The sequence below is a fragment of the Spirillospora sp. CA-128828 genome, from assembly GCF_050945415.1.
In the GTDB taxonomy this organism is placed as follows: domain Bacteria; phylum Actinomycetota; class Actinomycetes; order Streptosporangiales; family Streptosporangiaceae; genus Spirillospora.
In genome coordinates this window covers 7991076-8011585 of the sequence record NZ_CP191986.1, presented here as the reverse complement: position 1 = coordinate 8011585, position 20510 = coordinate 7991076, and the positions used below count along the sequence as shown (strand labels likewise).

The window sequence follows — 20510 nt, the reverse complement described above, 5'->3', positions numbered from 1 at the left end:
GCACGGCTCGGTCAGTGGTAGGCGGCGAGGGCGGCGAAGTACAGGCTCAGGGCGGTGGCGGCTGCGCCGGCGCCGGTGAGGATTGCGTTGGCGGTGCCGGCACCGGTCCTGCGGGCGGTCAGCGCCGCGGCGGCCGCCAGGTGCAACGCGACCGACAGGGCCAGCAGCAGGGACAGGATCTGGACCGTGCTCATCGGGTGCTCTCCCTCGGGGGTCAACAAAGCTGTTGAGCACCATTTGCGGGAGCTAATCAGGCTGATCCCATGGAATACGGATCCGGATGGGTGTGTGGTGGTTACGCTGCAGGACACCTGGGGATCCGGGTCGATCCGGGTCGGATCCCGGCGGTGGCATTGGCGGCGCGGAAGGGTGAGTGTGGGCAGGCCGTTTCGTCCGCAGACCGGCCCGAATGTGTCCTCTCGGGTGCTGGCCGAGCTCGCCCGGTTGTGGGATCAAGCCATTCACCATGGCGAGCAGGTCGCACAGGACCGGTTGGCCGAGCAGGCTCGGGTGCCGCCGACCACAGTGAACTCGTGGTCGACCGGCACGTCCTTGCCGCGCCACCTGGACCAGTTGACGCAGGTCGGTTCGGTACTGGCCGGCTGGGCCAGGGAGAACCCGCGCCCCCAGGCCCGGTGGTCGCGGTTGCTCGAGGCCGATAGAGCCGACAGGGAGACATGCGTCGAGGGACCCGCTCCACCTGACGGCGGGGACGGCGGGGCCGGTGTCGGCAGGCCGTTGGATGAGGTGACCGACCCGTTCGCGCTGGAGGTGCACCGGCCGATCACCGCGCAGAGAGCGGAGACGTTGCCGATCCTGCCACGGTATGTACGGCGGGCCCACGATCAAGACTTGGCCAGGGTGGTGGAGCGGGCCGCCGACGGCCACAGTGCGATGGCTGTGCTGGTGGCCGGGTCGTCGGCGGGCAAGACCCGCGCCTGCTGGCAGGCGTTGGGGCCGCTGCGGCAGGCGGGCGGGTGGCGGCTGTGGCACCCCTACGACCCGACCCGGCCGGAGGCGGCCGTGCAGGAGCTGGACCGGGTCGGGCCGCGCACCGTGGTGTGGTTGAACGAGACCCAGGACTACCTGGGCGGCGGCGAGGCCGGCGACCGGGTCGCAGCCAAGCTGCACACCCTGCTGGCCGACACCTCCCGGGCACCGGTGCTGGTGCTGGGCACCCTATGGCGCCAGCACCACACCGACCTGACCCGCCGCCCCGGGTCGCAGGTGCGGCAGCTGCTGGACGGCACGATCATCGAGGTGCCCGAAACCTTCACCGGCACCGACCCGGCCGCCCTGCGGCAGGCCGCCGACGCCGACCCGCGGCTGGCTGAGGCGATCGAGCACGCCGAGGACGAGCAGATCACCCAGTACCTGGCCGGTGGACCCGAGTTGCTGGACCGGTTCGCCACCGCCCAGCCGGAGGCCAAAGCGGTCATCTGGGCGGCGATGGACGCCCGCCGCCTGGGCCACCGCAACGCCCTGCCGCTGCCGCTGCTGGAACAGGCGGCACGGGCCTACCTGACCGACCTCCAAGACGAGCAGCTCGGCGAGGACTGGCTGGACCAGGCCCTGGCCTACACAGCCCGGCCGTGTAAAGGCGCCCGGGGGCCGGTCACCCGGATCCGCACCGGCCCGCCCCGCAACCAACGCGGCCACCACACGACCCCGGCCGCCGAACATGGTGACGTGCCGGTGTACCGGCTGGCCGACTACCTTGATCAGCACGGCCGTGCCACCCGCGCCGACCAGATCCCACCCATCGGCTTCTGGGCCGCCGCAGCCGCCCACGCCCACCCCACCGACTTGAGAACCCTCGGGGACGCCGCCTGGAGACGCGGCCTGTACCGCGACGCCGCCCAACTACACAAGAACGCCACCGCCCACGGCGACGCTTTGGCTGCTCGTTCACTCGTCGACCACCTGCATCAACTACACCCCACCAACACCGATCACCGACCCGCCACCTTCACCGCCACCCACATCGCCCTTGACGACCCGCGAGCTGTCGCCGACCTGCTGGGCGGGTTGCGGGATCTCGGGGCGCACGACCAGGTCACCGCACTGCTGGCCCGTAACCCCGCCGCACACGCCGCCCTCAACAACCCGTCCACCGTCGGCTTCCTGCTGGACAGGTTGCGGCAGATCGGGGCGCAGGACCAGGTCACCGCACTGGCCAGCCGGGCCGCCGCCCACGCCGCCCTAGACAACCCGGACGCTGTCGCCGACCTGCTGGGCGGGTTGCGGGATCTCGGGGCGCACGACCAGGTCACCGCACTGCTGGCCCGTAACCCCGCCGCACACGCCGCCCTCAACAACCCGACCAGCGTCCGCCCCCTGCTGTACGCATTGCGGCAAGCCGGAGCGCATGGCCAGGTCATCGCGTTGGCCGACCGGGCCGCCGCGCACGTCGCCCTCGACGACCCGCGTGCCGTTAGTTACCTGCTGAGCGCGTTATGGCATTCCGGGGCGCAGGACCAGGTCATCGCGTTGGCCGGCCGGGCCGCCGCGCACGTCGCCCTTGACGACCCGCTTGCCGTTAGTTTCCTGCTGAGCGAGTTTCGGCATGTCAGGGCCGATGACCAGCTCGCCGTACTGGCCGACCGGGCCGCCGCGCACGTCGCCCTCGACAACCTGTCCGCCGTGGCCAACCTGGCGGGCAAGCTGCGGGAGGTCGGGGCCGATGACCAGCTCGCCGTACTGGCCGACCGGGCCGCCGCGCACGCCGCCCTCGACAACCCGTCCGCCGTGGCCAACCTGCTGTACACGTTGTGGCAGGCCCAGAGGCATGACCAAGCCACCGCGTTGGTCGACCGGGCCGCCGCGCACATCGCCCTCGACAACCCGTCCGCCGTGGCCAACCTGCTGTACGCGTTGCGGCCAGCCGGAGCGCACGACCAGGTCGCCGTACTGGTCGGCCGGGCCGCCGTGCATGTCGCCCTTGACGACCCGCGTGGCGTTAGTTACCTGCTGAGCGAGTTTCGGCATGTCGGGGCTGACGGCCAGGTCGCCGTGCTGGCCGGCCGGGCCGCCGCGCACGTCGCCCTCGACGACCCGGCCAGCGTCCGCCCCCTGCTGTACGCGTTGCGGCAGGCTGGAGCGCACGGCCAGGTCACTGTATTGCTGGCCCGTAGTCCCGCCGCCCACGTCGCCCTCGACAACCCGCGTGCGGTTGCTGACCTGCTGGACGAGCTGCGGGATGTCGGGGCCGATGACCAGGTCGCCGTGCTGGCCGGCCGGGCCGCCGCGCACGTCGCCCTCAACGACCCATCCGCCGTGGCCGACCTGCTGGACAGGTTGCAGGATGTCGGGGTTGACGACCAGGTCGCCGCACTGGCCAGCCGGTTGCCGGCTGCTGGTCTGTTCGGCCGGTTTCTGAGGGTCGATGATCACGCTGTGCGGTATCGGTTCGGGCAGGAACCCGATGGGAGCGCCGCCGCCCCGTGGGGATGGGAGGACCTTTGAGTGACTGGCGCCCAGGTTTCGCCGCAGCACGGGGGCCTGTGTCGGCGAAGATGGAGTGTCCCGGAATCGCTCGATTCTGCGACCGGCCGCAGCCTGTCAATCGCTGAGGTAGCGGTGCAGGGAGGTCTTGGGGATGCCGGTCTTGGCGGCGATGACGCCGAGGGAGTCGCCCTGGGCCTTCAGCAGCCGGGCGTACTCGATCTTGTCTTCGGGGTGGTCGATGGGGCGACCGATCTGGCGGCCGGCGGCTTCGGCGACGGTGCGGGCGTGGGCGGCCCGTTCGGCGGTGAAGGTACGTTCCATCTCGGCGAACAGGGCCAGTAGTAGGAAGGCGATGCGGCCCATGCCGTCGTCGGCGGTGTTGATCGGGAGCGGGTCGGCCAGCGACCGTACGCCGATCTTCTTCTCAGCCAGTTCGTGAACGAGGTTGAGGACCTCGCGAAGGTTGCGGCCGATTCGGTCGAGGGTGTGCACGACGATGGTGTCGCCCGGCCTGGCGTATGCGAGGAGCCGACCCAGGCCGTCGCGGTCGATGGTGGTGCCGGTCTTCTTGTCGACGTAGATCTGTTCATTGGGGATGCCGGCGGCGGTCAGGGCGGCCAGTTGCCGGTCGAGGGACTGTTTGGTGGTGGAGACGCGGGCGTACCCGAGCTCCATCTCGCCGTGGGGGTGATCGCTTCCCGCGTTCATTGTCCGGTCGTACCGGAATTCACTTCCGTACGACCATTCCGGAACGGTGATTGTGGAACGACTTCCGGAACGATCCGTGTCCGGCGGTGTCCGTTTCTCGTGAGGTCGACGCCCTGCCGTCGGTGTCGTTCCAGTTCCAAGGAAGTGGAACAGCGGTTATGCGAGATCGTCGCGCCCGAGTTAACGGGCGGGCAGGGAGGCGGCCCCTCCTGCACCAGTTCCGCCGCGCCGGGCCGATCGCCGTCGTAGACGGGCTGGTGCGGGTTGGACTGTCAGCGGGCCAAGGGTGCCGCGCGGGGTGATCGCGCCCGTCTGGGCCGGGTGCAGCGCGGTGGCGGCGGCGGTGAGCATCGCGTCTTGCTAGTGGTCCGCCTCGGCGAGGGACCTCCGCCCGCGTCACCGCCGACAGCCACGCCAGCAGATAGGCCAGTTGCCGCCCCGTCATCGCCAAGCTGGCTAATGGCAGCGTTCCTTTATCGTTGGAACGGCAGCTTCCACGTGCGTACGGGGGCTTCGTCTTCGATCGGTGATCCGCGGGTCGATCGAAAGCGGGCACCGGTCGACGTCCCGTCCGCAGAGGGCGAGGCAAAGGCCCGCACACGGAGGTGATAGCGGTGGCCCAGCCACCGGACTGGTCCTGCGGTGGTGAAGTAGTCCGTGACCGGCGACAACGACGGCGGAGGCGGCAGTGGTGGCGACGGTGGCGCCCCAGCCAGACCACCTTTCAGGTGGTCGTGTTGATCCTCACAGGGATCAGCCCCTTCTGCGCCCTCGGCATGTTCGTCTTCGCGGTCCTGGCCCTGCTCTAGCAGGCCAGAAGCAGGGAAGGGCCCCAAGATAGGCGCTTGGGACCCTCCACTTCACCAGCACGTGGGACAGTCAGGGGCCGACCTGCCAGGACAACTCGGGGGTCGGCCCCACACCCGCTTCTGGGGAGCGGGCACGGCGCCAACCACACCCACGTTTCCCCATGTTAGCCATGCGAGAGATTTCTTCATCCCCGACGAGTCCGTCGTCCGCCGCCATGTCGGCGGCAGACTGGGCTCTCTTCGTGCCCCTGGTGGGGCTCCTAGCGGGCTCTCCTGGCGGAACGGCACACCGGATTTCATCGGCCATGAAGCAAGGGGCAGATACACCCGGCGGTTCGAAAACCCCCTGATCTCGGGAGTGTTACAGCCCGGGAGTAGGGGCGTCAGGTTGGATCGGACCGTGGGTCCGGTACGTAATGCCGGGGATGGTCGCGAGGTGGGCGACGAAGGCGATGAGATCACGCGGGTCGCCACGGGGGGACTGAGCAACAGTCGTGTCATGAGCCGCAAGTCCCGGCGCGGGCTGCCAACGGGGTGACTGGTCAGGTCCCACGAGGCTGCCCGGTTTGATCTTGATGGCCTGATTGTCGATCATGGTGGGGTGTCCGCTGTCCAGCCGCCGTCGTATGAGGAGCTCGCGGCGCTGGTGGTGGAGCTGTCGGCGCAGTTGGAGCGGGCGAACGCGCGGATCGCCGAGCTTGAGGCGCAGCTGGGGAAGAACTCCTCGAACTCCTCCAGGCCGCCGTCGTCGGACGGGCTGGTCAAGCCGGCTCCCAAGTCGCTGCGGGGGAAGAGCGGCCGTCGTCCGGGTGGTCAGGCCGGGCATCGCGGGCAGACGTTGTGCCGGGTCGCCGTTCCTGCTCGGCGCCGGCGGCACGTGCCGCGACGGTGCCGGGGTTGTGGTGCGGGGCTGGCGGGCGCGGCCGAAGCGGGGGCCGAGCGGCGGCAGGTGTTCGACATCCCGCCGATCACCGTGCGGGTGACCGAGTACGAGCTGGTTCGCCGTCGGTGCGGGTGCGGGACCGTCACCACCGCGGACGGCCCGGAAGGGGTGGACGCGCCGGTGCAGTACGGCCCGAACGTCGCCGCGATCGTGGTCTACCTGTATGTCGGCCAGTTCCTGTCCAAAGACCGCACCGCAAAGGCGCTGGCCGAGGTGTTCGGCACCCCGCTGTCGGCCGGGACGGTCGCGGCGATGACCGCCCGCGCCGCCGCCGGGCTGGGGGCCGAGGGCGGGTTCGCCGGGCAGGTCCGCGCCCGCCTGGCAGACGCCGAGGTGGTGCATTTCGATGAGACCGCGCTGCGCGTCGATGGCCGGTTGCGGTGGGTGCACTCGGCCTCCACCGGCGAGTCCGTGCTGATCACCGTGCACGGCAGGCGCGGGGTCGAGGCGATGGACGCCGCCGGCGTCCTGCCCCGCTTCCGCGGGATCGCCGTGCACGATGGCTGGGCGCCGTATGACACCTACGACAGCGCAGCAGGCGGGTGGCGAGCCGTTCCCGGTAGGTGGCGATGGTGACATCGGCGTTGAGGATGTAGACCGCGGCTTGGGCGAGCGCCAGCGGCAGATACCCCAGATCCGCGGCAAGCTCGTCGGCCTGGTGCTCGTCGGTTGCCCGGTCGCCGAGTTTGGCGCGCAGGTAGGAGCGGGCCTCCTGGCGGGTGAAGGTGTCGATCGCGATCACACGGCGATCGGCGTCGCGCAGGGCGGCTTGACGCAGCCGGGTGGTGACCACCACCTGCCCGCCCACCGCCGACGTCTGCGCTGGCGGCCACCACCCGGCCACATCACCAGGGTCGGTGACGTTATCGAGCACGACCAGCCACCACCGGTCGGTCGTGGTCTCCGCCCAGGACAGGAACTCCCGCGCCGCCTGCTCAGGGTCATCGTGCCCGGCGTGCGCCAGGCCTAGCCGCCGTGCGGCGTCGGCGTAGGCGGACACGATGCCGTTGCGAGTGGCGGCGTTCACCCACACCAGCACCCCCACCCTCTGCTGCCAAGCGTGCCGGGCGTAGGCCGCGGCGAGCTGAGTCTTGCCGACCCCGCCCATCCCCTCAAGCACCTGCGTCAGCTCCTGGCCGTCCTGCTGGGTGAGCACCACTGTGCCGTCCTGCTCGGCCGCCCGCTCCACTCGGGCAGCCACCGCCCGGTCCTGAAAGCAATCCGCTGGCCGCGGCACCACCCCCACCCGAATCTGCTCGACCATCACCGGCTCGACTACCGCACGCGCTCCAGGCGGGCGACCGCCCCGGCCGTGCCGCTCATCCCGCGCGGCCCGCCAAGCCCGCTGCCACCATGCCTCGGATGCGGGCACGAACGCCGGCGTTTTCTGCCGGGCGCGACCCCGCAAGAAGATGATCAGCCAGCTCGCGATCTCCTCCTTGGCGGGGACGTTCCTACCGTTCAGCCAGTCACTCCACGACTGCGTGGTCACCTTCAACGGCGGCACCTGCCTGGCGGTCCTGCTGTTTGATCAACGCACCCTTCGGTTTCCCGGCCGCCGCCCACAACTCCCGCAGCGCGCCCGCCCACACCCCGGTCGCATCCAGCGGCTCACCCACCCAATGACCCCCTTCGTCCGGATCCGGACCGGATCTGTCCGGGAAACCCAGCCCTTGCGTCATCCCCGAGGTCACCAGCCTGCCCCGGCCCGCCACCCGAACGCGGACAGATCCGGGAAAACCACCGGACACATCTCCTCGGCGGCACCAGGCCACCGGCACCCGAGCCGAGGCCGCCGCCGAAGGTAAACGGCCATGCCCCACCACCACTACCACCCGCACCGCGACCGCCTGCACCGACTCGCCCGCATCGGCACCAGACTCGCCTTCCACGGCGCCGCCACCGCCGCCGGAGCCGCGCCCGTCCAACTGGCCATCTGGTGGATCACCCACACCTAGCCCTCCGCCGGGCAACACCACGAAGTCCTCTGCACAGATTTCCGAAGTCGTGTGCACAGCCTGAAGGCCTGGTCTCCTGAGGAGGAGCCAGGCCTTCGTTCCGATCTTCAACGCGGACATCGCTTGTGTGTTCGTGCTGTGTGACACGGGTCTTCCTCAGCTTCGACGTGGCAGGGTCAGTCGGTCGAGCCGTGGGTGACCTGGGACCGTCAGAGCTGGATCGTCTCCGCCGGCGAAGACAGGCGGCTCTGGATGAGAAGGCTTAGGCGCCGTCGGCCGGCGTCACCGCTGAACCCGGAGGCGACGGACGAGACCCGCCAGAAGTCCGCGCCCGATCGGATCGCCCGCTGGCCTTCGTTGTCGACGACCTCGCCTTCCAGGGTGGGCAGGTCGACCATCACGTCCGCGTACAGGTGCGGTTGTCCGAGCCCTCCGCCGGTGCTGCGGACCACCTCGATGACCTGCGGGAGCACGCGGTGCAGGGCGACGGCCCCGTTGCCCTTCTGCAGGACGAAGTCGGTGGGCTCTTCGAACGGCTCGGGCATGACCTGGCGGATGCCCGTCCAGTAGGCGTTGATGACCGCGGCGATCTTGTCCGCTTCCGCGCGCTTGAACAGCGGCATGTCCAGGACGGGCTTGAGAGAACGGGCGAACTGCGGCTTGGGGATGGTCACCCCGTCGCCTCGGGTCTTGCGCCGGTTGGCTTCCTGGAACCTGCCCTTCCAGGGGCCTTCGAGCTTCTCCAGTTCATCCACGACCGAGTAGGCACGTGTCACCCAGTCCCGGTCCTCGGCCGCGAGCATCTCCCTGAGCTCGGGGTCGTCCTCGGCCATCTTGGTCAGCAGTTCCCAGGCCAGGTCGGTCTTGACCGGAGCGGCGTTGGTGTTGACCTCGAAGAACTCCCTCATCTCCTCGCCCTGATCCAGGCCGAGGGTGAGGCTGATCGGCACCGGAAAGTCCTCGTAGGCGCCCCCCTGCTCGGCGAGGAGTTGGTTGAGGCCTCCGGCGCGATGCTGGCCGTCGTAGATCCACAGTTCCAGGTCCTCAGCGAACGCGATGCGGCCGGTGCCGATCCAACTCCCGCCTTCGCGGACGGCCCGCTCGTAGCCAGCCTGGTCGAAGTCCACCACGACGGCGGCCCGCTCCTCGTCCATATCCTTCTTGCGGATGTTGATGAGCAGGGGGTTCGGCATCCGTCCCCGCTTCTCGTCGTAGTACCTGGCGGCCTTTCGCACCCTGGTGGTGACCGGGGCCCGCTGGTACCCATCGCGGCTGTCGGGGCTGAAGATGTCGATCTGCTGATGCCCCGACACGGTGGCGGCATCCGCGAACGCCTGAAGCATCCGGGTTCCCCTCTGCACGCACAGTGCCCCAGAAATCTCGATCTTCTGGACGCTCATGATCTCCTCCTTGCTCGCCGACCTCAGATCCGAGAGACTAGATCTACTGTGCAGATCCGTCAAGCAGATCTGCACAGTAGATCTCAGATTCGGATCTGAGGTCACCGCGAAGAGTTGACGTCTAGCGCACACGAGTACGGACGAGACCGCCGCGTTGCGCACCACCAGTACGGACACCGCGAACGTTCAAACTCCCCTGCAAACGGACTGGCTCCTACGACGCGCTCACCGCGATCGCCGAAGACGCCGGCCTGAACGTCGGCCGCGACGCCGACTTCACCTGCCCACCGCACAGCGGCAGTGCCCGCGCCCATCAGCCTGTGCTTCCCCTCGTAGCGTGGAGACCTGAACCAGAGAGATGGTTGGGTCGTGGGAGACAAGAGACGCCGGTTCGATCCGGAGTTCCGCGCGGGAGCGGTACGGATCGTCAAGGAGACCGGCAAGCCCGTGGCGCAGGTTGCGCGGGATCTGGAGATTGGCCCGTACACGCTGCACAACTGGGTGAAGAACGACCGTGAGCAGGGTCGTGTCCAGGACGGCGTGTATGAGGCCTGGAGGTTGGTGACGCCGGTGTGGAGGCGTGCGGCTGGTGGCCTGTTCCCGGCGGCAGTGTGAGGGCGATGGTAGTTGTAGTGCACGTTCCACATATGCAGCGCCTCGGTCCGCTGCTGCTCGGAGGTCCAGACACGGGCGTAGAGGAATTCCTCGGCCAGGATCCGGTTGTAGCGCTCCACCTTGCCGTTGTGGCGGGGTGTGTAGGGGCTGATGCGCTGGTGCCGGGCCCCGCGCAGCACGGTGGCGAAGTCGCCGGCGCGATAGCACGACCCGTTGTCGGTGACGATCCGCTGGATGTGGGTGATGCCGTGTGCGGCCAAGAACGCCCTGGCCCGGTGCATGAACGCGATCGCGGTGGCGGCCTTTCCCGGCAGGGCCTCGGTGTAGGCCAGGCGGGAGAACCCGTCCACGGCCGAGTGCAGGTAGACATACCCGGCCCGGCCACCACCGGCGCGCTTGGCGCGCGCCGTGGCTCTGGCCGCCGCCTTGGCCGCGGTCGACCCCCGGCCGTGGACCCGCCAGCCGCCCCCGTCGGGGATCCGTCCGACCTTCTTGACATCGACATGCACCATGTGGACCGGCCGGCGGGCGATGATCGGGCGCGGGACACGGTTGGACGCGCCGGTCGGGTCCAGGAACCGGCGCCGGTTCAGGCCCAGGTGGACCAGGTGCCGGCTGACCGTGCGGCGGCTCACCGGCACGCCCCGGCCCCGCAGTTCGAAGGCGATGCGGGCCGCCGGCCATTTGTGCTCGCGGCGCATCGCCTCGATCTGGGCCACCACCTGCGCAGGTGTCGCGGTGGGTTGCCGGTGCGGCGTCGAGGGGCGGTCCTGCAGCCCTAGCTCGCCGTGCTCGCGGTAGCGGTTGACCCACTTGGACGCACACTGCCGCGAGATGCCCATCTCCGCGGCGACGTGAGCGATCGGACGACCCTGGCAGCGCTGGACGAGCCTACGACGGCCCTCCACAGACAGCGGCGCGTTACGGTGGACCACGACGGGCCTTTCTTGCCGGCGGACGAGTTACTTGGTCGTTTCTCATCCTGCTGTCGGGGAAGGCCCGTTCCTCATCCCGCCACGCTCACCCCGGCGTCACCAACCTCATGACCCGCAACAGCTAGGTCGGGTATGTGACGCTTCTTGCCCGTGAACTAATCACCGCTCCGTAGCCCTGCTGGTTGGTACCGTCATACCGGTGAGGCGTGAAAGCCCTACCGAGCGCACGAAGTGGATCGTTCGCGGCGAACGGGTCGTGGACGAAAATCGCCACATTCGACTGTCGATCGCCAACATTGAACTGCCCAACGGTGTTGTGTTCGACCAGTACGTCTTTCGTGTGCCTCGATGCGTCATGACGGCCGTTCTCGACGAGGCGGGAGAGAACATCCTCCTGATCTGGCGGCACCGGTTTATCGTCGACCAGTGGGGCTGGGAAGTACCAGGCGGATACGCCGAGCTGGATGAGGACCCGGCGGTCGCTGCCGCACGAGAAGCCGAGGAAGAGACTGGGTGGCGGCCGAAGAACCTGCAATTCTTGTTCTCGTTCCAACCCATGATCGGTTCCGCGGACGCCCCACAAGACCTGTTCCTGTCCCGCGGCGCGGACCTCGTTGGCGAACCCCACGTCGATGAAGCCGAAGCCGTTCGTTGGATGCCACTGGACGAGGCCCACGAGCGGATACAGCGCGGTGAGATCATCGGCGCCGCGACCGTCATGGCCGTTCTCCACGCATTCGCGGCGCGGGCGAGCGCTCCTCCGCGTAATCCATGAGGTCACGCACATCCCGCTCGGACTCGTAGGGGCGGAAGGCGCGGGCCAAATCACAGATGTAGCGGCAAACGCGCGCAGGGGTCAGACCCGAGGCCATGTCGATCTCCGTGCGGCCCCGCTCACAAGCCTCATCGACGCGGCCTTGCGTGGCCAACGCCATCGCTTGCACCGCGATGTTGAACGTTTCACCCACATCCCCAGAGCGTGTAGCCGTGACCTCGGCGCGGTCCCGGTGAGCGCGACGGGATAAGGAGACGAGCGCGGCGGCGCGCATGCTCGGCGCCCTTCAGGGACTGGTTCCTGATGCGGCCATCTTCACGGCTGTCGGATCCTCAGACGCCGATCAGTGCGGTGTGGATGTGGTCGTCGAGGTCGGCGACGAACGGCTCTCCTCGCCAGGGGCGCAGCTCCAGACGTGCTTGGCGCAGTCGCTGGCCCGGTACTCGGCCGCGGGTGGTGGCGGTCAGGTCAACGCATTCGTGGAGTTGCTCGGCTGCGGCCTCTGGTGCGCCCGCGTCGCTGGTGTGCAGGCGTGCGAGCGCCCGGTCGGTGAGCACGATCGCGCGTTGGACGGTGTGCCGGGAGCCGGTGAGGGTCTGGGCGGATGCGGCCAGTTGGCGTTCGGCGGTTTCGGCTTGGCCGAGGAAGATGCCGCAGAAGCCCTCGAAGCCGCGGAGCCGGCCGCGGGAGAACGCGCCGTTCATCGGGTCGTCGGTGGTGTCGGCGTCCAGGTCGTGCCAGGCAAGGTGCAGAGCGGCATGGGCATGGCGGTGCTGGGCGCTGCGTGCGGCCATTTCGGCTTGCAGAGCGTGGGCGCGTGCGCGCATCAGGACACTGTCGCCGCGCCGGGCGTCTTGGACGGCGGTGTCGGCTATACGACGGGCCCGTTGGATGTCACCGGTGGCGTAGTAGACGACCATCGTCTGGCTGGATCGGATGAGGGCTCGTCGGGACAAGGCAGTCTCATTGGTGACGGTCACCGCTTCGTCGTAGAGCGCGAGTGCGGTGGCGTCGTCGTGGGTTTCGAAGGCGAGCCTGGCGGCCAGGGCGTATGCCCGTGCGGTGGCCGTGCGCAGCTTGGCCTGGACCGGTGCGGGATGGTCGGCCTGCAGCAGGTATCGGCAGGCGTCCACGATAACGGCTTGGGCGAGGTGGAGCCGGGCGAACGGCACGGCTCCGATCTGGGCATCGACGGCGTCGCTGGCCGCTTCCAGTCCGGTCACCAGTTCCAGGTCGGCCCTCTCGGGGCGGGTCAGCGCCGTGGCGAGGTCGGCGCGCAGCGGCCCGTTCACGAACGCCAGTAGGTTCATGCCCGAGCTGGTGGTCGCCGCCGTCACGGTGCCGGTGAGTTCGGTGAGCTGCTCTTCGGGCACCCCGAGTTGGGCGAGCGCGTCGAGCAGTTCGCCGAAGTCCGAGCCAGGACCGAGCGCCACGGTGCCCATGGGGGTGCGGGCGTAGGCGTGGCCGAGCAGCAGCCGGTATTGCTCATCGGGGACGGCAGCCCCCGATTCCCAGCGGGCGATACTTCGGCGGATGCTGGACGGCTGGATGGCGGCGATCCGGGTGATGCGGAGCGTGCGGGCCAGGGCGCGTAGCTGGGTCGCCAGGTCCGACCAGGACCAGCCGCGCGACAGGCGAAGGCGGCGCAGGGATTGTGCTCCGGCCTGCCGCTGGGTGTCCACAGCATCAGTACAGCATCGGGGCGTTCATACCGGCACTATCAATCGTGGTTTGTCTTGGCTGGCGGTGTAGTCGAGGGTGTGCCAGGTGCCGCCGCCGGAGGCGGCGTGGGGGAACCCGATCGTCATCTGTGACCGGTCGACCATCCAACGGTTACGCGCGTGGTAGCCGGGGGTGCGGGTCTGACCACCGAGTTCGACCAGTTCGGTCAGTCGGTCGGCCTCGCGGGCGGTTTCCACCGCACGGCGGGCGTCAGCGGGCTGGTCGGTGAGTTCGGCCGGGACAACGACCACCAGTTCGGCCTCGGTCTCGCCGGTCAGCCACAGTAGGGCGAGCGAGTCGATCCCGGACGCGCCGCCGAGGTGGAAACGCACACCCGAGTGCGCGAAGGGGCGCAGGTAGTCCTCGAATATCGCCCGGTACTCGGCCAGAGTGCGGTGGCCGGTCGAACGAGTTCCCGTGATCGTCACCGCGCGCGGCATGTCCCGCCCCCTGTCACCAGATGTCATCTGTAGCCCGCACTGGCGAGCCCGGTTCACTCGAACCCATGGCGAGGCTGACTCAGCTTGCCAGCCTCTTGCGAGAGCGCGGGCTGGCTACAGCGGTACAAGGAGCTGACTGTTGCCTGACGGTGACCACCCCGATCTCACGTGCCCTGCAGGAGGTCATCACCTGTAACTCGAGCCGCTACCTGATCGGCTGTGGGTATGAGATCGGCCGGATCGGCGACGAGCAGGCGACCGCCGACCGGCTCGCGTTCTTGATGGGCGTGCCGGACGGGGACCCACGATGACCGCGCCCGCACCGGTGATCGTCCACGCGGACAGCGGTCTGACCAGAGCGGAGACGGGTCAGCCGTCTCCAAACCCGGCCCCCGCGTACGTGGGCACTGCGTGGACGAGGTTCTCCGGTTGGGTTCCTGCTGTGCCTTCCCTCGGCCCCCCGCTTGCGGGGCTGAGACTGTGCGGCCCGGTGGCCGACAAGGGGGTGCCGCCGGGCCGCACGGCCCCCAGTGGTAGGTCCACAGTTACCCACCGCGCCGTGGGACCGCGTTCAGCACGAGGGATGCAGCCGCGTCATCCACGCGCAGGGCGGAAAGTACCAGGCCCCGCATACCCGAGCGGCCTGACTCGCCTCACCTCGACATGGCAGGTCGAGGAAGGGCGGCCGTGCAACACCTCATCTCAGGTCGAGGTGGCGGGGAGGCCGACCCACACCGGATCCCCGGCCGTCGCACACCCCTCGCATTCTCCAATAGGGAAACGTCATGACCGCATCTACCACCCCGCCCGTGGACGCCGCCAAGGCCGACCTGAAGCGAGACTTCAGGGGCTGGAACATCATTCATACCGCCCAAGGCGGTTGGTGGGCGCAACGGTGGCCGCTTCCCCCCGAGCTGTTCAACACGGAGAACCTGGTGGAAGCCCGCACCACCCAGGAGCTGCGTATGAAGCTGCGGGCGGTGACATCGTGACCAGCGATGCGACCGGCAGGTCCGGCCTCGACCATGGCAAGGCCAGCCTGGCCCGCGTCTACAACTACTACCTGCGCGGTAAGGACTGGTCGAGCCTCGACGAGGAGACCGCGCAGGCGGTCATCCGGTCGGCCCCCGACGTGCCGGAGGCCGCGCGGGAGAACTTCCGGTTCGCCGGGCGCGCTGCGGCGTGGGCCGTTGCCGAGCACCAGATCCGCCAGGTCGTAGACATCGGAGTCGGCATCGTCAACGATCTCCCGCTCCCATCGGTGGAGACCTGCGTCTTGGAGGTCGACCCGGGCGCGACGGTGCTGGCGTTCGACAACGACGAGGTCGTGCTGGCGCACGCGCGGGCGCTGCGCCGCGGCTACGGCGGGGTGCTGCGCGGCGACGTTACCGACCTCGACGGCATCTTCAAGCACCCCGATGCGGTTGGCCTCATCGACATGGCCGAGCCGCTGGTCGTGATCTTGGCGGCGGTATTGCACTTCGTGCCCGATGCGGCCGCAGTGATGGTGGGCCTTCGGGAACGCCTGGCTCCTGGCAGCGTCGTGGTGCTCTCGCACGTGACCTCGACGCAGACCAGCGAACGGCGCGTCGCTGGAATGACCAAGGCCTACGACGACAAGGCCGTCAGCCCGATCTTCTTCCGGTCGCAGGAGGAGATCCGGGCGCCGGCCGACGGCTGGGACATCGTCGCCCCACCCGGTCTGGTCGATGTCCAGCGCTGGTCGCCGGACGGCACGTACGTGGGGCCGCTGTACGACACGGTCCGCGTCCTTGGGATGGCCGCCGTGCTCCCTGGCCACCAGCAGGAGCACGTTCGTGCTCCGGGGGGTGCTCGGTGACCGGCGGCGATATGGCGTTCAACTGGCGCGCTGCCGAGCGCGACTTGACCACCTACGATCCCGACCGGCCCGCGATGGCGCGTTTGTGGGCGTTCTGGGGCGAGGGGAAGGACTACAACCCGGCGGACCGCGCTCTCGGCGAAGAGGTGACGGCGCACTTCCCGCAGATGCCTTCGCTGGCCCGGCACCGGCTGGCGTTCCGGACGCGCGTGGTGCGGGCGCTGGTCAGCGAGCGCGGCATCGACCAGGTGCTGGTCGCCGGTGTCGACATGCCGCTGGTCGACGAGGTCCACACCATCGCCCAGTCGATCAACCCGCACGCCCGTGTGGTGTACGCCGACGCCGACGAGTTGGTGATGGCCCATGCCGAGGCCTTGTTCTCCAGCGAGCTCACCGGTGCCTGCAATTTCGTGCGGGCGGGGCTGGACGATCCCCGCGCGGTGCTAGACGGCGCCGCCGAAACCCTTGACTTTGGCCGGCCGGTGGCAGTGCTGCTGATCAACAGTCTTGACGTCCTCGGCGATCCCCAGGTGTCAATCCCCTCAAAGCGTGGAGACGGTGTTATGCCACTTCGGCCCTGAGCTGGGCCGTTGATGCTCTGCGGGTTTCTGCCATCTGACGCTCGAACGTGATCGGGGCGAGCCCGTCGTTGGCGCTGTGCCTGCGGCTGGTGTTGTAGAAGTCGGCGATCCAGGTCGCGACCTTGATGCGGGCCTCGGCGCGGGTGGTGAAGCGGTGCCGGTGGACGAACTCGACCTTCAGAGTGCTGTTGAACGCCTCGGCGGCGGCGTTGTCCAGCGCGCAGCCGACCCGGCCCATCGACTGCACCACGCCCAGGGCGCGGCAGGCCGCGGCCGTGCGGGCCGCGGTGTACTCCGATCCGCGGTCGGTATGGAAGATCACCCCGTCCACGTCACCGCCTCTGGTCGCGGCCGCCATCTGCAGCGACGCCACCGCCAGGGCCGCATCGTGGTGCTCGCTCATGGCGTGGCCGAGCATCCGGCGCGAGAACAGGTCCTCGACCGTGGCCAGATACAGCGGTCCCTCGTCGGTGTCGATCTGCGTCACGTCCCCGCACCACAGCAGATCCGGCGCCACGGCGGTGAAGCTGCGGCGCACCAGGTCGGGCGCGGCCGGCCGACGTCCCGGCCGGGTCAACGACCGCCGCCGCCCCGGCGGACGCCCGGCCAGACCGAGCTCGGCCATCCGCACGGCAACGGTGTTGACCGAGACCCTCCAGCCCTCCTCCCGCAGATCATCGGTGATCCGCGGGCTGCCGTAGGTGCCGCCCGAGGCGGTGAACAGCCGCTTGATCGCCTCGTCCAGCCGGGCCCGCCGCTGCTCGCGCGCGGTCGGGGCGCGGTTGATGTGCTTGTAGAACCAGGACTGCGAGACCTCAAGGGCCCGGCAGGCGATCGCGTGCGGGATGCCGTGCTCGGTCCTGCAGGACGCGATGAACTCCGCGACGATCACCGGTTCATCGAGTCCTTCACCCACAGGACCACTGATCGCTTGAGCACCTCACGCTCCATCTCAAGCTCAGCGCGTTCCTTGGCCCACTCGGCCTTCTGCCGGCGCAGCCGAGCCAGCTCCTCACGCTCGGACCCGCGCAACGCCTCGCCCGCGGCCTCCCGCTCACGGTCGACCTTCATCCAGTTGTGCAGCGTGTAGGGGTTGATCCCCAGATCCCGCGCGACCTGCGCGACGGGCTTGCCGGTCTCCTTGACGATCCGCACCGCTCCCTCACGGAACTCCGGATCGAACCGGCGTCTCTTGTCTCCCACGACCCAACCATCTCTCTGGTTCAGGTCTCCACGCTACGAGGGGAGGCACAAGACCTTGCCAGACGACCGGTTCGCGCTCTCCTACGAGCTGATCTTCCTGCTGGTCAAATCGGACCGATACCACTTCGACCGTGACACCTTCCGTCACCTCCTGGACCGCCCGTCCGCCGAACACGACCACAATGCGGCCGCCGAACAGGACCGCAAGGGGTTAGCGCGTCACTCCGGCCGGCAGCACAACCGGCGGCATGCTGACCAGGACGGGAGCGGCATGAGTTGCAGAGGAAGCAGCAATTGCCGCGACCGACGCCGTGCGGCACGACAGCCGCTGAAGCGGCAAGAACCTGAAACGTTGCCGCTCGAACCTATAGGCGACGTCTGGTCGCTGCCGGCACGACCGCAACGGCACACCCTGCCGATAGAGGTGCCGCTCGCCTGCATTGCCGCCGGATGCCGCCCGGGCGGTACCGTCCTGGACATGTTCGCGGCAGACGGCACCACTGGGATCGCCGCCCGGCAACTCGGCCGCTCCTTCACCGGCATGGAGCAGAGGCAGGAGCTAAGCCGCGCCGCCAAACGCCGACTCCGGGAAGCCGACGGCCGCGAACATGATGAGACCCAGTGACCCGCCGAGCACAGAAACCTAACCTTTCGGCTAGGTGTCCTGAGTTGAACAGCCAATATGCTGCCCAGTCGCAGGACGTTCCCAGCGTTGACCAAGATCATGCGCCTTCCATCTCGACGCGCATTGAGTTTGTCGCTGTAGGCGGCAGCGAGGGTGAGGCGCTGGAAGCCACTCAGCTCGCAGTCATCCGAGAGATTCTTCAATGGCTACATCGGCACGCCGATCCCAAGAGGTAGACGGTCAAAACCGAGAACGCGGCACTGGAGACGTGGTGCTGCCCTGGCTCGGTACGGACGATGAGGCTAACCCGCTTGACGGCGCGTCCCAGGCCGGACTGTCCGTGCCCGTCGCATGGCTGGGCCGCACGTCCACCGATGACCAGCAGGATCCATCACTGTCGCTGCCGCGGCAGCTACGCAAGTCCCGGGAGGCGTTGCCCAGCGGGTACGTCATCGTCGCGCACTTCTATGACGTGGAGTCCGGCCGCAAGAATCTCAACGAACGCGGCTATGGTCGTGCCCACGAGCAGTTCGCCATCGCGATTCCCCGCGACGGCGGAATTCAGGACCTACTGGCAGAGGCGGCACGGCCGGACCGGCGGTTCGTGGCGGTTATCTGCGAAGGAATCGATCGCGTAGCCCGCCGTACCTACTTCGGCACCAAAATCGAATATGAGCTCGAACAGCAAGGCGTTCCCCTGCTGGCTGCAAACGAACCCATACTTCCTGATTCTGGAAAAGGGCGGCGGTCTCGGAAGCGTGCAGCTCCTATTCTTACAAGGCGGATCAACCAAGCCATTGCTGAATGGTACGTGCTGCAGATGCTCGAACTGTCATGGGACGGTTTTTGTGAGCACACCGAGCAAGGCTGGAACATCGGACGACCACCCTATGGATACATGGCCGACAAGTGTCCCCACCCAGTACCGGCCAGACGCTCGGAAGGCAAGACCAAGACACGGCTGATCCCCGATCCAGCCAAAGGCCCCACCGTCACAACGATCTTCCAACTACGGGCATTGCAGCGCCTGGGATACGACGACATCGCCGACCGGCTGAACACCGACGTCAGCAGCCATCCGCCTCCCGAGCCGGTCGATCCCCGTCGTGCAGTTGGGCGCTGGACCGGCTCGGCCGTCCGCGGCGTCCTCACCAACCCCAAGTACACCGGCTACATGGTCTGGAACCGCCGCGCCAGCAAGAAGGGCGGACGCCACAACCCGGCAACCGAGTGGATCTGGTCACCTCGCCCTACCCACGAGCCGCTGGTCACCAAGGACCTTTTCGAAGCCGCCTCTCCCGTGGCGAAACACCGTCAGGGCTCGCGCCCCACCAACGCCGCCAGCACACACCCCCAGACCAAGCGCTCCTACAGGCTTCGCTCGTATGTCTCCTGCGACCTGTGCGAACGAAGGATGTTCGGCAAGACCCGCCACGGCATCGCCTACTTCGCCTGCCAACCCGAACGGCAGCATCACAAGGATCGCGCCGACTGGTACAGCGAGCACCCCAAAAGCCTCTGGGTCCGCGAGGACGTCCTGCTAGACGGCGTCCGCCACTTCTTCGCCGAGCGGATCTTCGGACCCCGCCGGCATACGCACCTACGCGACCAACTCCGACGCTCAGCCGCGGCACGCGCGGATTCTGTCGCCAACAAGCGTGGCAAGCAGCTCAAGCGGGAACTCGCCGACCTCCAGCGCCGGCAAGACAACCTGATCACGCAACTGGAGACCTTCGAGTCCACCGGCGACGCCGACGCTGACCGCGACTACCGCCAGTCAGTCCAACGGCGCTTCGCGGAGCTGACGACCTCCCGGCGTACCAAGCAAGCTGAGCTCGACCAACTCAACGCTGATACGCCTCCGGGCGGCAACGATGCAGAGCTCCTCGATCTCATCCCGCATTTGCCGCTCAACCTGTCCGAGCTGCCTGAGGATCTAGAGCGAAGGCTCTTCGATGCCTTCCAGCTACAGATCCGCTACAACCGGACCCGCCACGAGGCCACATTCCGAGTGACGGTGCGAGAAGATACGGTGAAGATGCTCACCAGAGCCACCGAGACCGTCACTGAGCGAGGATCTGACATGCAGAGGGACGACGACCAACAAGACGGCCGGTCGTTCCCATCTTCTAGGTGCCCCCTGCAGGATTCGAACCTGCGCACACGGCTCCGGAGGCCCTGAGCGTAAACCGGCTTGAGCTGGGAAGATGGGGAGTCCGAGGGCTTCTTGTTACCCGCTCAGTACCCGGCCCCGATGAGGCTTTTGGGGCGGGGTCCAGTACGGCGTCCATCCGCTCGAACCAGACGTCTTCGAAGCCTGCGACGACCTTGGCGTAGACCTTCTGTAGAACCTCAAGGCTATGGCCGGCCCACTCGGCCACTTGAGGCGCAGGAACCCCAGCGTAGAGCCTCATGGAAACCCCACCGTGGCGGAGATCGTAGGGCCGTTTCATAAGGGGTGAGTCGATCCCCGCGGAGGTCAGCGCTGTCTCGCGGGCTCGTTGCCAGA

At 68.3% G+C, this 20510-nt stretch carries 17 protein-coding genes, 1 tRNA gene and 3 pseudogenes; 10 read left to right on the top strand and 11 right to left on the bottom strand.

Annotated features, from left to right (window positions below):
* Positions 1–11: 11 nt before the first annotated feature.
* Positions 12–194 (bottom strand): hypothetical protein, encoded by a 183-nt coding sequence (locus tag ACQPXG_RS38565; RefSeq protein WP_433464080.1) that lies wholly within the window; start codon positions 192–194, stop codon positions 12–14.
* Positions 195–852: 658 nt separating this feature from the next.
* On the opposite strand from ACQPXG_RS38565, the gene ACQPXG_RS38560 reads away from it, so the two are divergent.
* Complete coding sequence (locus ACQPXG_RS38560) at positions 853–3465, top strand: hypothetical protein (protein WP_433464079.1); 2613 nt, start codon at positions 853–855, stop codon at positions 3463–3465.
* Positions 3466–3561: 96 nt separating this feature from the next.
* Here the strand turns inward: ACQPXG_RS38560 and ACQPXG_RS38555 are convergent, their stop codons facing one another.
* Positions 3562–4155 (bottom strand): recombinase family protein, encoded by a 594-nt coding sequence (locus ACQPXG_RS38555; protein ID WP_433464078.1) that lies wholly within the window; start codon positions 4153–4155, stop codon positions 3562–3564.
* 1410 nt (positions 4156–5565) lie between these two features.
* Between ACQPXG_RS38555 and ACQPXG_RS38550 the strand changes: the two genes are divergently transcribed.
* Complete coding sequence (locus ACQPXG_RS38550; RefSeq protein ID WP_433464077.1) at positions 5566–6483, top strand: DUF6444 domain-containing protein; 918 nt, start codon at positions 5566–5568, stop codon at positions 6481–6483.
* Between the two features lie 43 nt (positions 6484–6526).
* Here the strand turns inward: ACQPXG_RS38550 and ACQPXG_RS38545 are convergent.
* Together ACQPXG_RS38545 and ACQPXG_RS38540 are read right to left on the bottom strand one after the other, a co-directional pair.
* Positions 6527–7171: pseudogene (locus ACQPXG_RS38545) on the bottom strand (NB-ARC domain-containing protein); the annotation flags it as partial.
* Between the two features lie 205 nt (positions 7172–7376).
* The gene (locus ACQPXG_RS38540; RefSeq protein ID WP_433464076.1) at positions 7377–7526 is read right to left on the bottom strand and encodes a hypothetical protein; all 150 of its coding nucleotides are present in this window, start codon (positions 7524–7526) and stop codon (positions 7377–7379) included.
* 195 nt (positions 7527–7721) lie between these two features.
* Between ACQPXG_RS38540 and ACQPXG_RS38535 the strand changes: the two genes are divergently transcribed.
* The gene (locus ACQPXG_RS38535; RefSeq protein ID WP_433464075.1) at positions 7722–7865 is read left to right on the top strand and encodes a hypothetical protein; all 144 of its coding nucleotides are present in this window, start codon (positions 7722–7724) and stop codon (positions 7863–7865) included.
* A 209-nt stretch (positions 7866–8074) separates the two neighbouring features.
* Here the strand turns inward: ACQPXG_RS38535 and ACQPXG_RS38530 are convergent, their stop codons facing one another.
* Together ACQPXG_RS38530 and ACQPXG_RS38525 are read right to left on the bottom strand one after the other, a co-directional pair.
* Entirely contained in the window at positions 8075–9265 is a 1191-nt protein-coding gene (locus ACQPXG_RS38530) for a DGQHR domain-containing protein (RefSeq protein WP_433464074.1), read from the bottom strand.
* A 539-nt stretch (positions 9266–9804) separates the two neighbouring features.
* Positions 9805–10815: pseudogene (locus tag ACQPXG_RS38525) on the bottom strand (IS481 family transposase); the annotation flags it as partial.
* A 199-nt stretch (positions 10816–11014) separates the two neighbouring features.
* Here ACQPXG_RS38525 and ACQPXG_RS38520 point away from each other — a divergent pair.
* Positions 11015–11590 (top strand): NUDIX domain-containing protein, encoded by a 576-nt coding sequence (locus ACQPXG_RS38520; protein WP_433464073.1) that lies wholly within the window; start codon positions 11015–11017, stop codon positions 11588–11590.
* Between the two features lie 332 nt (positions 11591–11922).
* Here the strand turns inward: ACQPXG_RS38520 and ACQPXG_RS38515 are convergent, their stop codons facing one another.
* Both ACQPXG_RS38515 and ACQPXG_RS38510 read right to left on the bottom strand, forming a co-directional pair.
* Positions 11923–13272 (bottom strand): hypothetical protein, encoded by a 1350-nt coding sequence (locus tag ACQPXG_RS38515; RefSeq protein ID WP_433464072.1) that lies wholly within the window; start codon positions 13270–13272, stop codon positions 11923–11925.
* A gap of 24 nt (positions 13273–13296) precedes the next feature.
* Entirely contained in the window at positions 13297–13752 is a 456-nt protein-coding gene (locus tag ACQPXG_RS38510; RefSeq protein ID WP_433464071.1) for a hypothetical protein, read from the bottom strand.
* 149 nt (positions 13753–13901) lie between these two features.
* Between ACQPXG_RS38510 and ACQPXG_RS38505 the strand changes: the two genes are divergently transcribed.
* The 4 genes from ACQPXG_RS38505 (at position 13902) to ACQPXG_RS38490 (ending at position 16173) form a co-directional block, all read left to right on the top strand.
* Positions 13902–14063 (top strand): hypothetical protein, encoded by a 162-nt coding sequence (locus tag ACQPXG_RS38505; RefSeq protein WP_433464070.1) that lies wholly within the window; start codon positions 13902–13904, stop codon positions 14061–14063.
* 474 nt (positions 14064–14537) lie between these two features.
* A complete protein-coding gene (locus ACQPXG_RS38500; protein WP_433464069.1) occupies positions 14538–14744 on the top strand; it encodes a hypothetical protein in 207 nt (68 codons plus the stop codon).
* A complete protein-coding gene (locus ACQPXG_RS38495; protein ID WP_433464068.1) occupies positions 14741–15592 on the top strand; it encodes an SAM-dependent methyltransferase in 852 nt (283 codons plus the stop codon). Before ACQPXG_RS38500 ends, ACQPXG_RS38495 begins: the two co-directional genes overlap by 4 nt.
* Positions 15589–16173, top strand: coding sequence for an SAM-dependent methyltransferase (locus ACQPXG_RS38490; RefSeq protein WP_433464067.1), 585 nt, complete (start codon positions 15589–15591; stop codon positions 16171–16173). Before ACQPXG_RS38495 ends, ACQPXG_RS38490 begins: the two co-directional genes overlap by 4 nt.
* Here ACQPXG_RS38490 and ACQPXG_RS38485 read toward each other — a convergent pair.
* Both ACQPXG_RS38485 and ACQPXG_RS38480 read right to left on the bottom strand, forming a co-directional pair.
* A complete protein-coding gene (locus ACQPXG_RS38485; protein WP_433464066.1) occupies positions 16154–17065 on the bottom strand; it encodes an IS3 family transposase in 912 nt (303 codons plus the stop codon). The two genes, ACQPXG_RS38490 and ACQPXG_RS38485, sit on opposite strands and share 20 nt — an antisense overlap.
* Complete coding sequence (locus ACQPXG_RS38480; protein ID WP_433461962.1) at positions 17062–17376, bottom strand: transposase; 315 nt, start codon at positions 17374–17376, stop codon at positions 17062–17064. The genes ACQPXG_RS38485 and ACQPXG_RS38480 overlap by 4 nt, the downstream gene beginning before the upstream one ends.
* Positions 17377–17431: 55 nt before the next feature.
* Here ACQPXG_RS38480 and ACQPXG_RS38475 point away from each other — a divergent pair, with 55 nt between their 5' ends.
* Both ACQPXG_RS38475 and ACQPXG_RS38470 read left to right on the top strand, forming a co-directional pair.
* Positions 17432–18001 carry a DNA methyltransferase gene (locus ACQPXG_RS38475; RefSeq protein WP_433464065.1) on the top strand — a complete coding sequence of 190 codons (570 nt, stop codon included), beginning with the start codon at positions 17432–17434 and terminating at the stop codon, positions 17999–18001.
* A gap of 202 nt (positions 18002–18203) precedes the next feature.
* Positions 18204–19283 (top strand): annotated as a pseudogene (locus ACQPXG_RS38470) (recombinase family protein); the annotation flags it as partial.
* 855 nt (positions 19284–20138) lie between these two features.
* On the opposite strand, the gene ACQPXG_RS38465 reads toward ACQPXG_RS38470, so the two are convergent.
* A tRNA-Arg gene (locus tag ACQPXG_RS38465) sits at positions 20139–20202 on the bottom strand.
* Between the last annotated feature and the right edge of the window lie 308 nt (positions 20203–20510).

Bases quoted from the DNA above. Each gene is read 5' to 3' on its own strand.
- ACQPXG_RS38510 (WP_433464071.1), bottom strand. From the start codon at position 13,752: ATGCCGCGCGCGGTGACGATCACGGGAACTCGTTCGACCGGCCACCGC.
- ACQPXG_RS38530 (WP_433464074.1), bottom strand. From the start codon at position 9,265: ATGAGCGTCCAGAAGATCGAGATTTCTGGGGCACTGTGCGTGCAGAGG.
- ACQPXG_RS38555 (WP_433464078.1), bottom strand. From the start codon at position 4,155: ATGAACGCGGGAAGCGATCACCCCCACGGCGAGATGGAGCTCGGGTAC.
- ACQPXG_RS38535 (WP_433464075.1), top strand. From the start codon at position 7,722: ATGCCCCACCACCACTACCACCCGCACCGCGACCGCCTGCACCGACTC.
- ACQPXG_RS38500 (WP_433464069.1), top strand. From the start codon at position 14,538: ATGACCGCATCTACCACCCCGCCCGTGGACGCCGCCAAGGCCGACCTG.
- ACQPXG_RS38565 (WP_433464080.1), bottom strand. From the start codon at position 194: ATGAGCACGGTCCAGATCCTGTCCCTGCTGCTGGCCCTGTCGGTCGCG.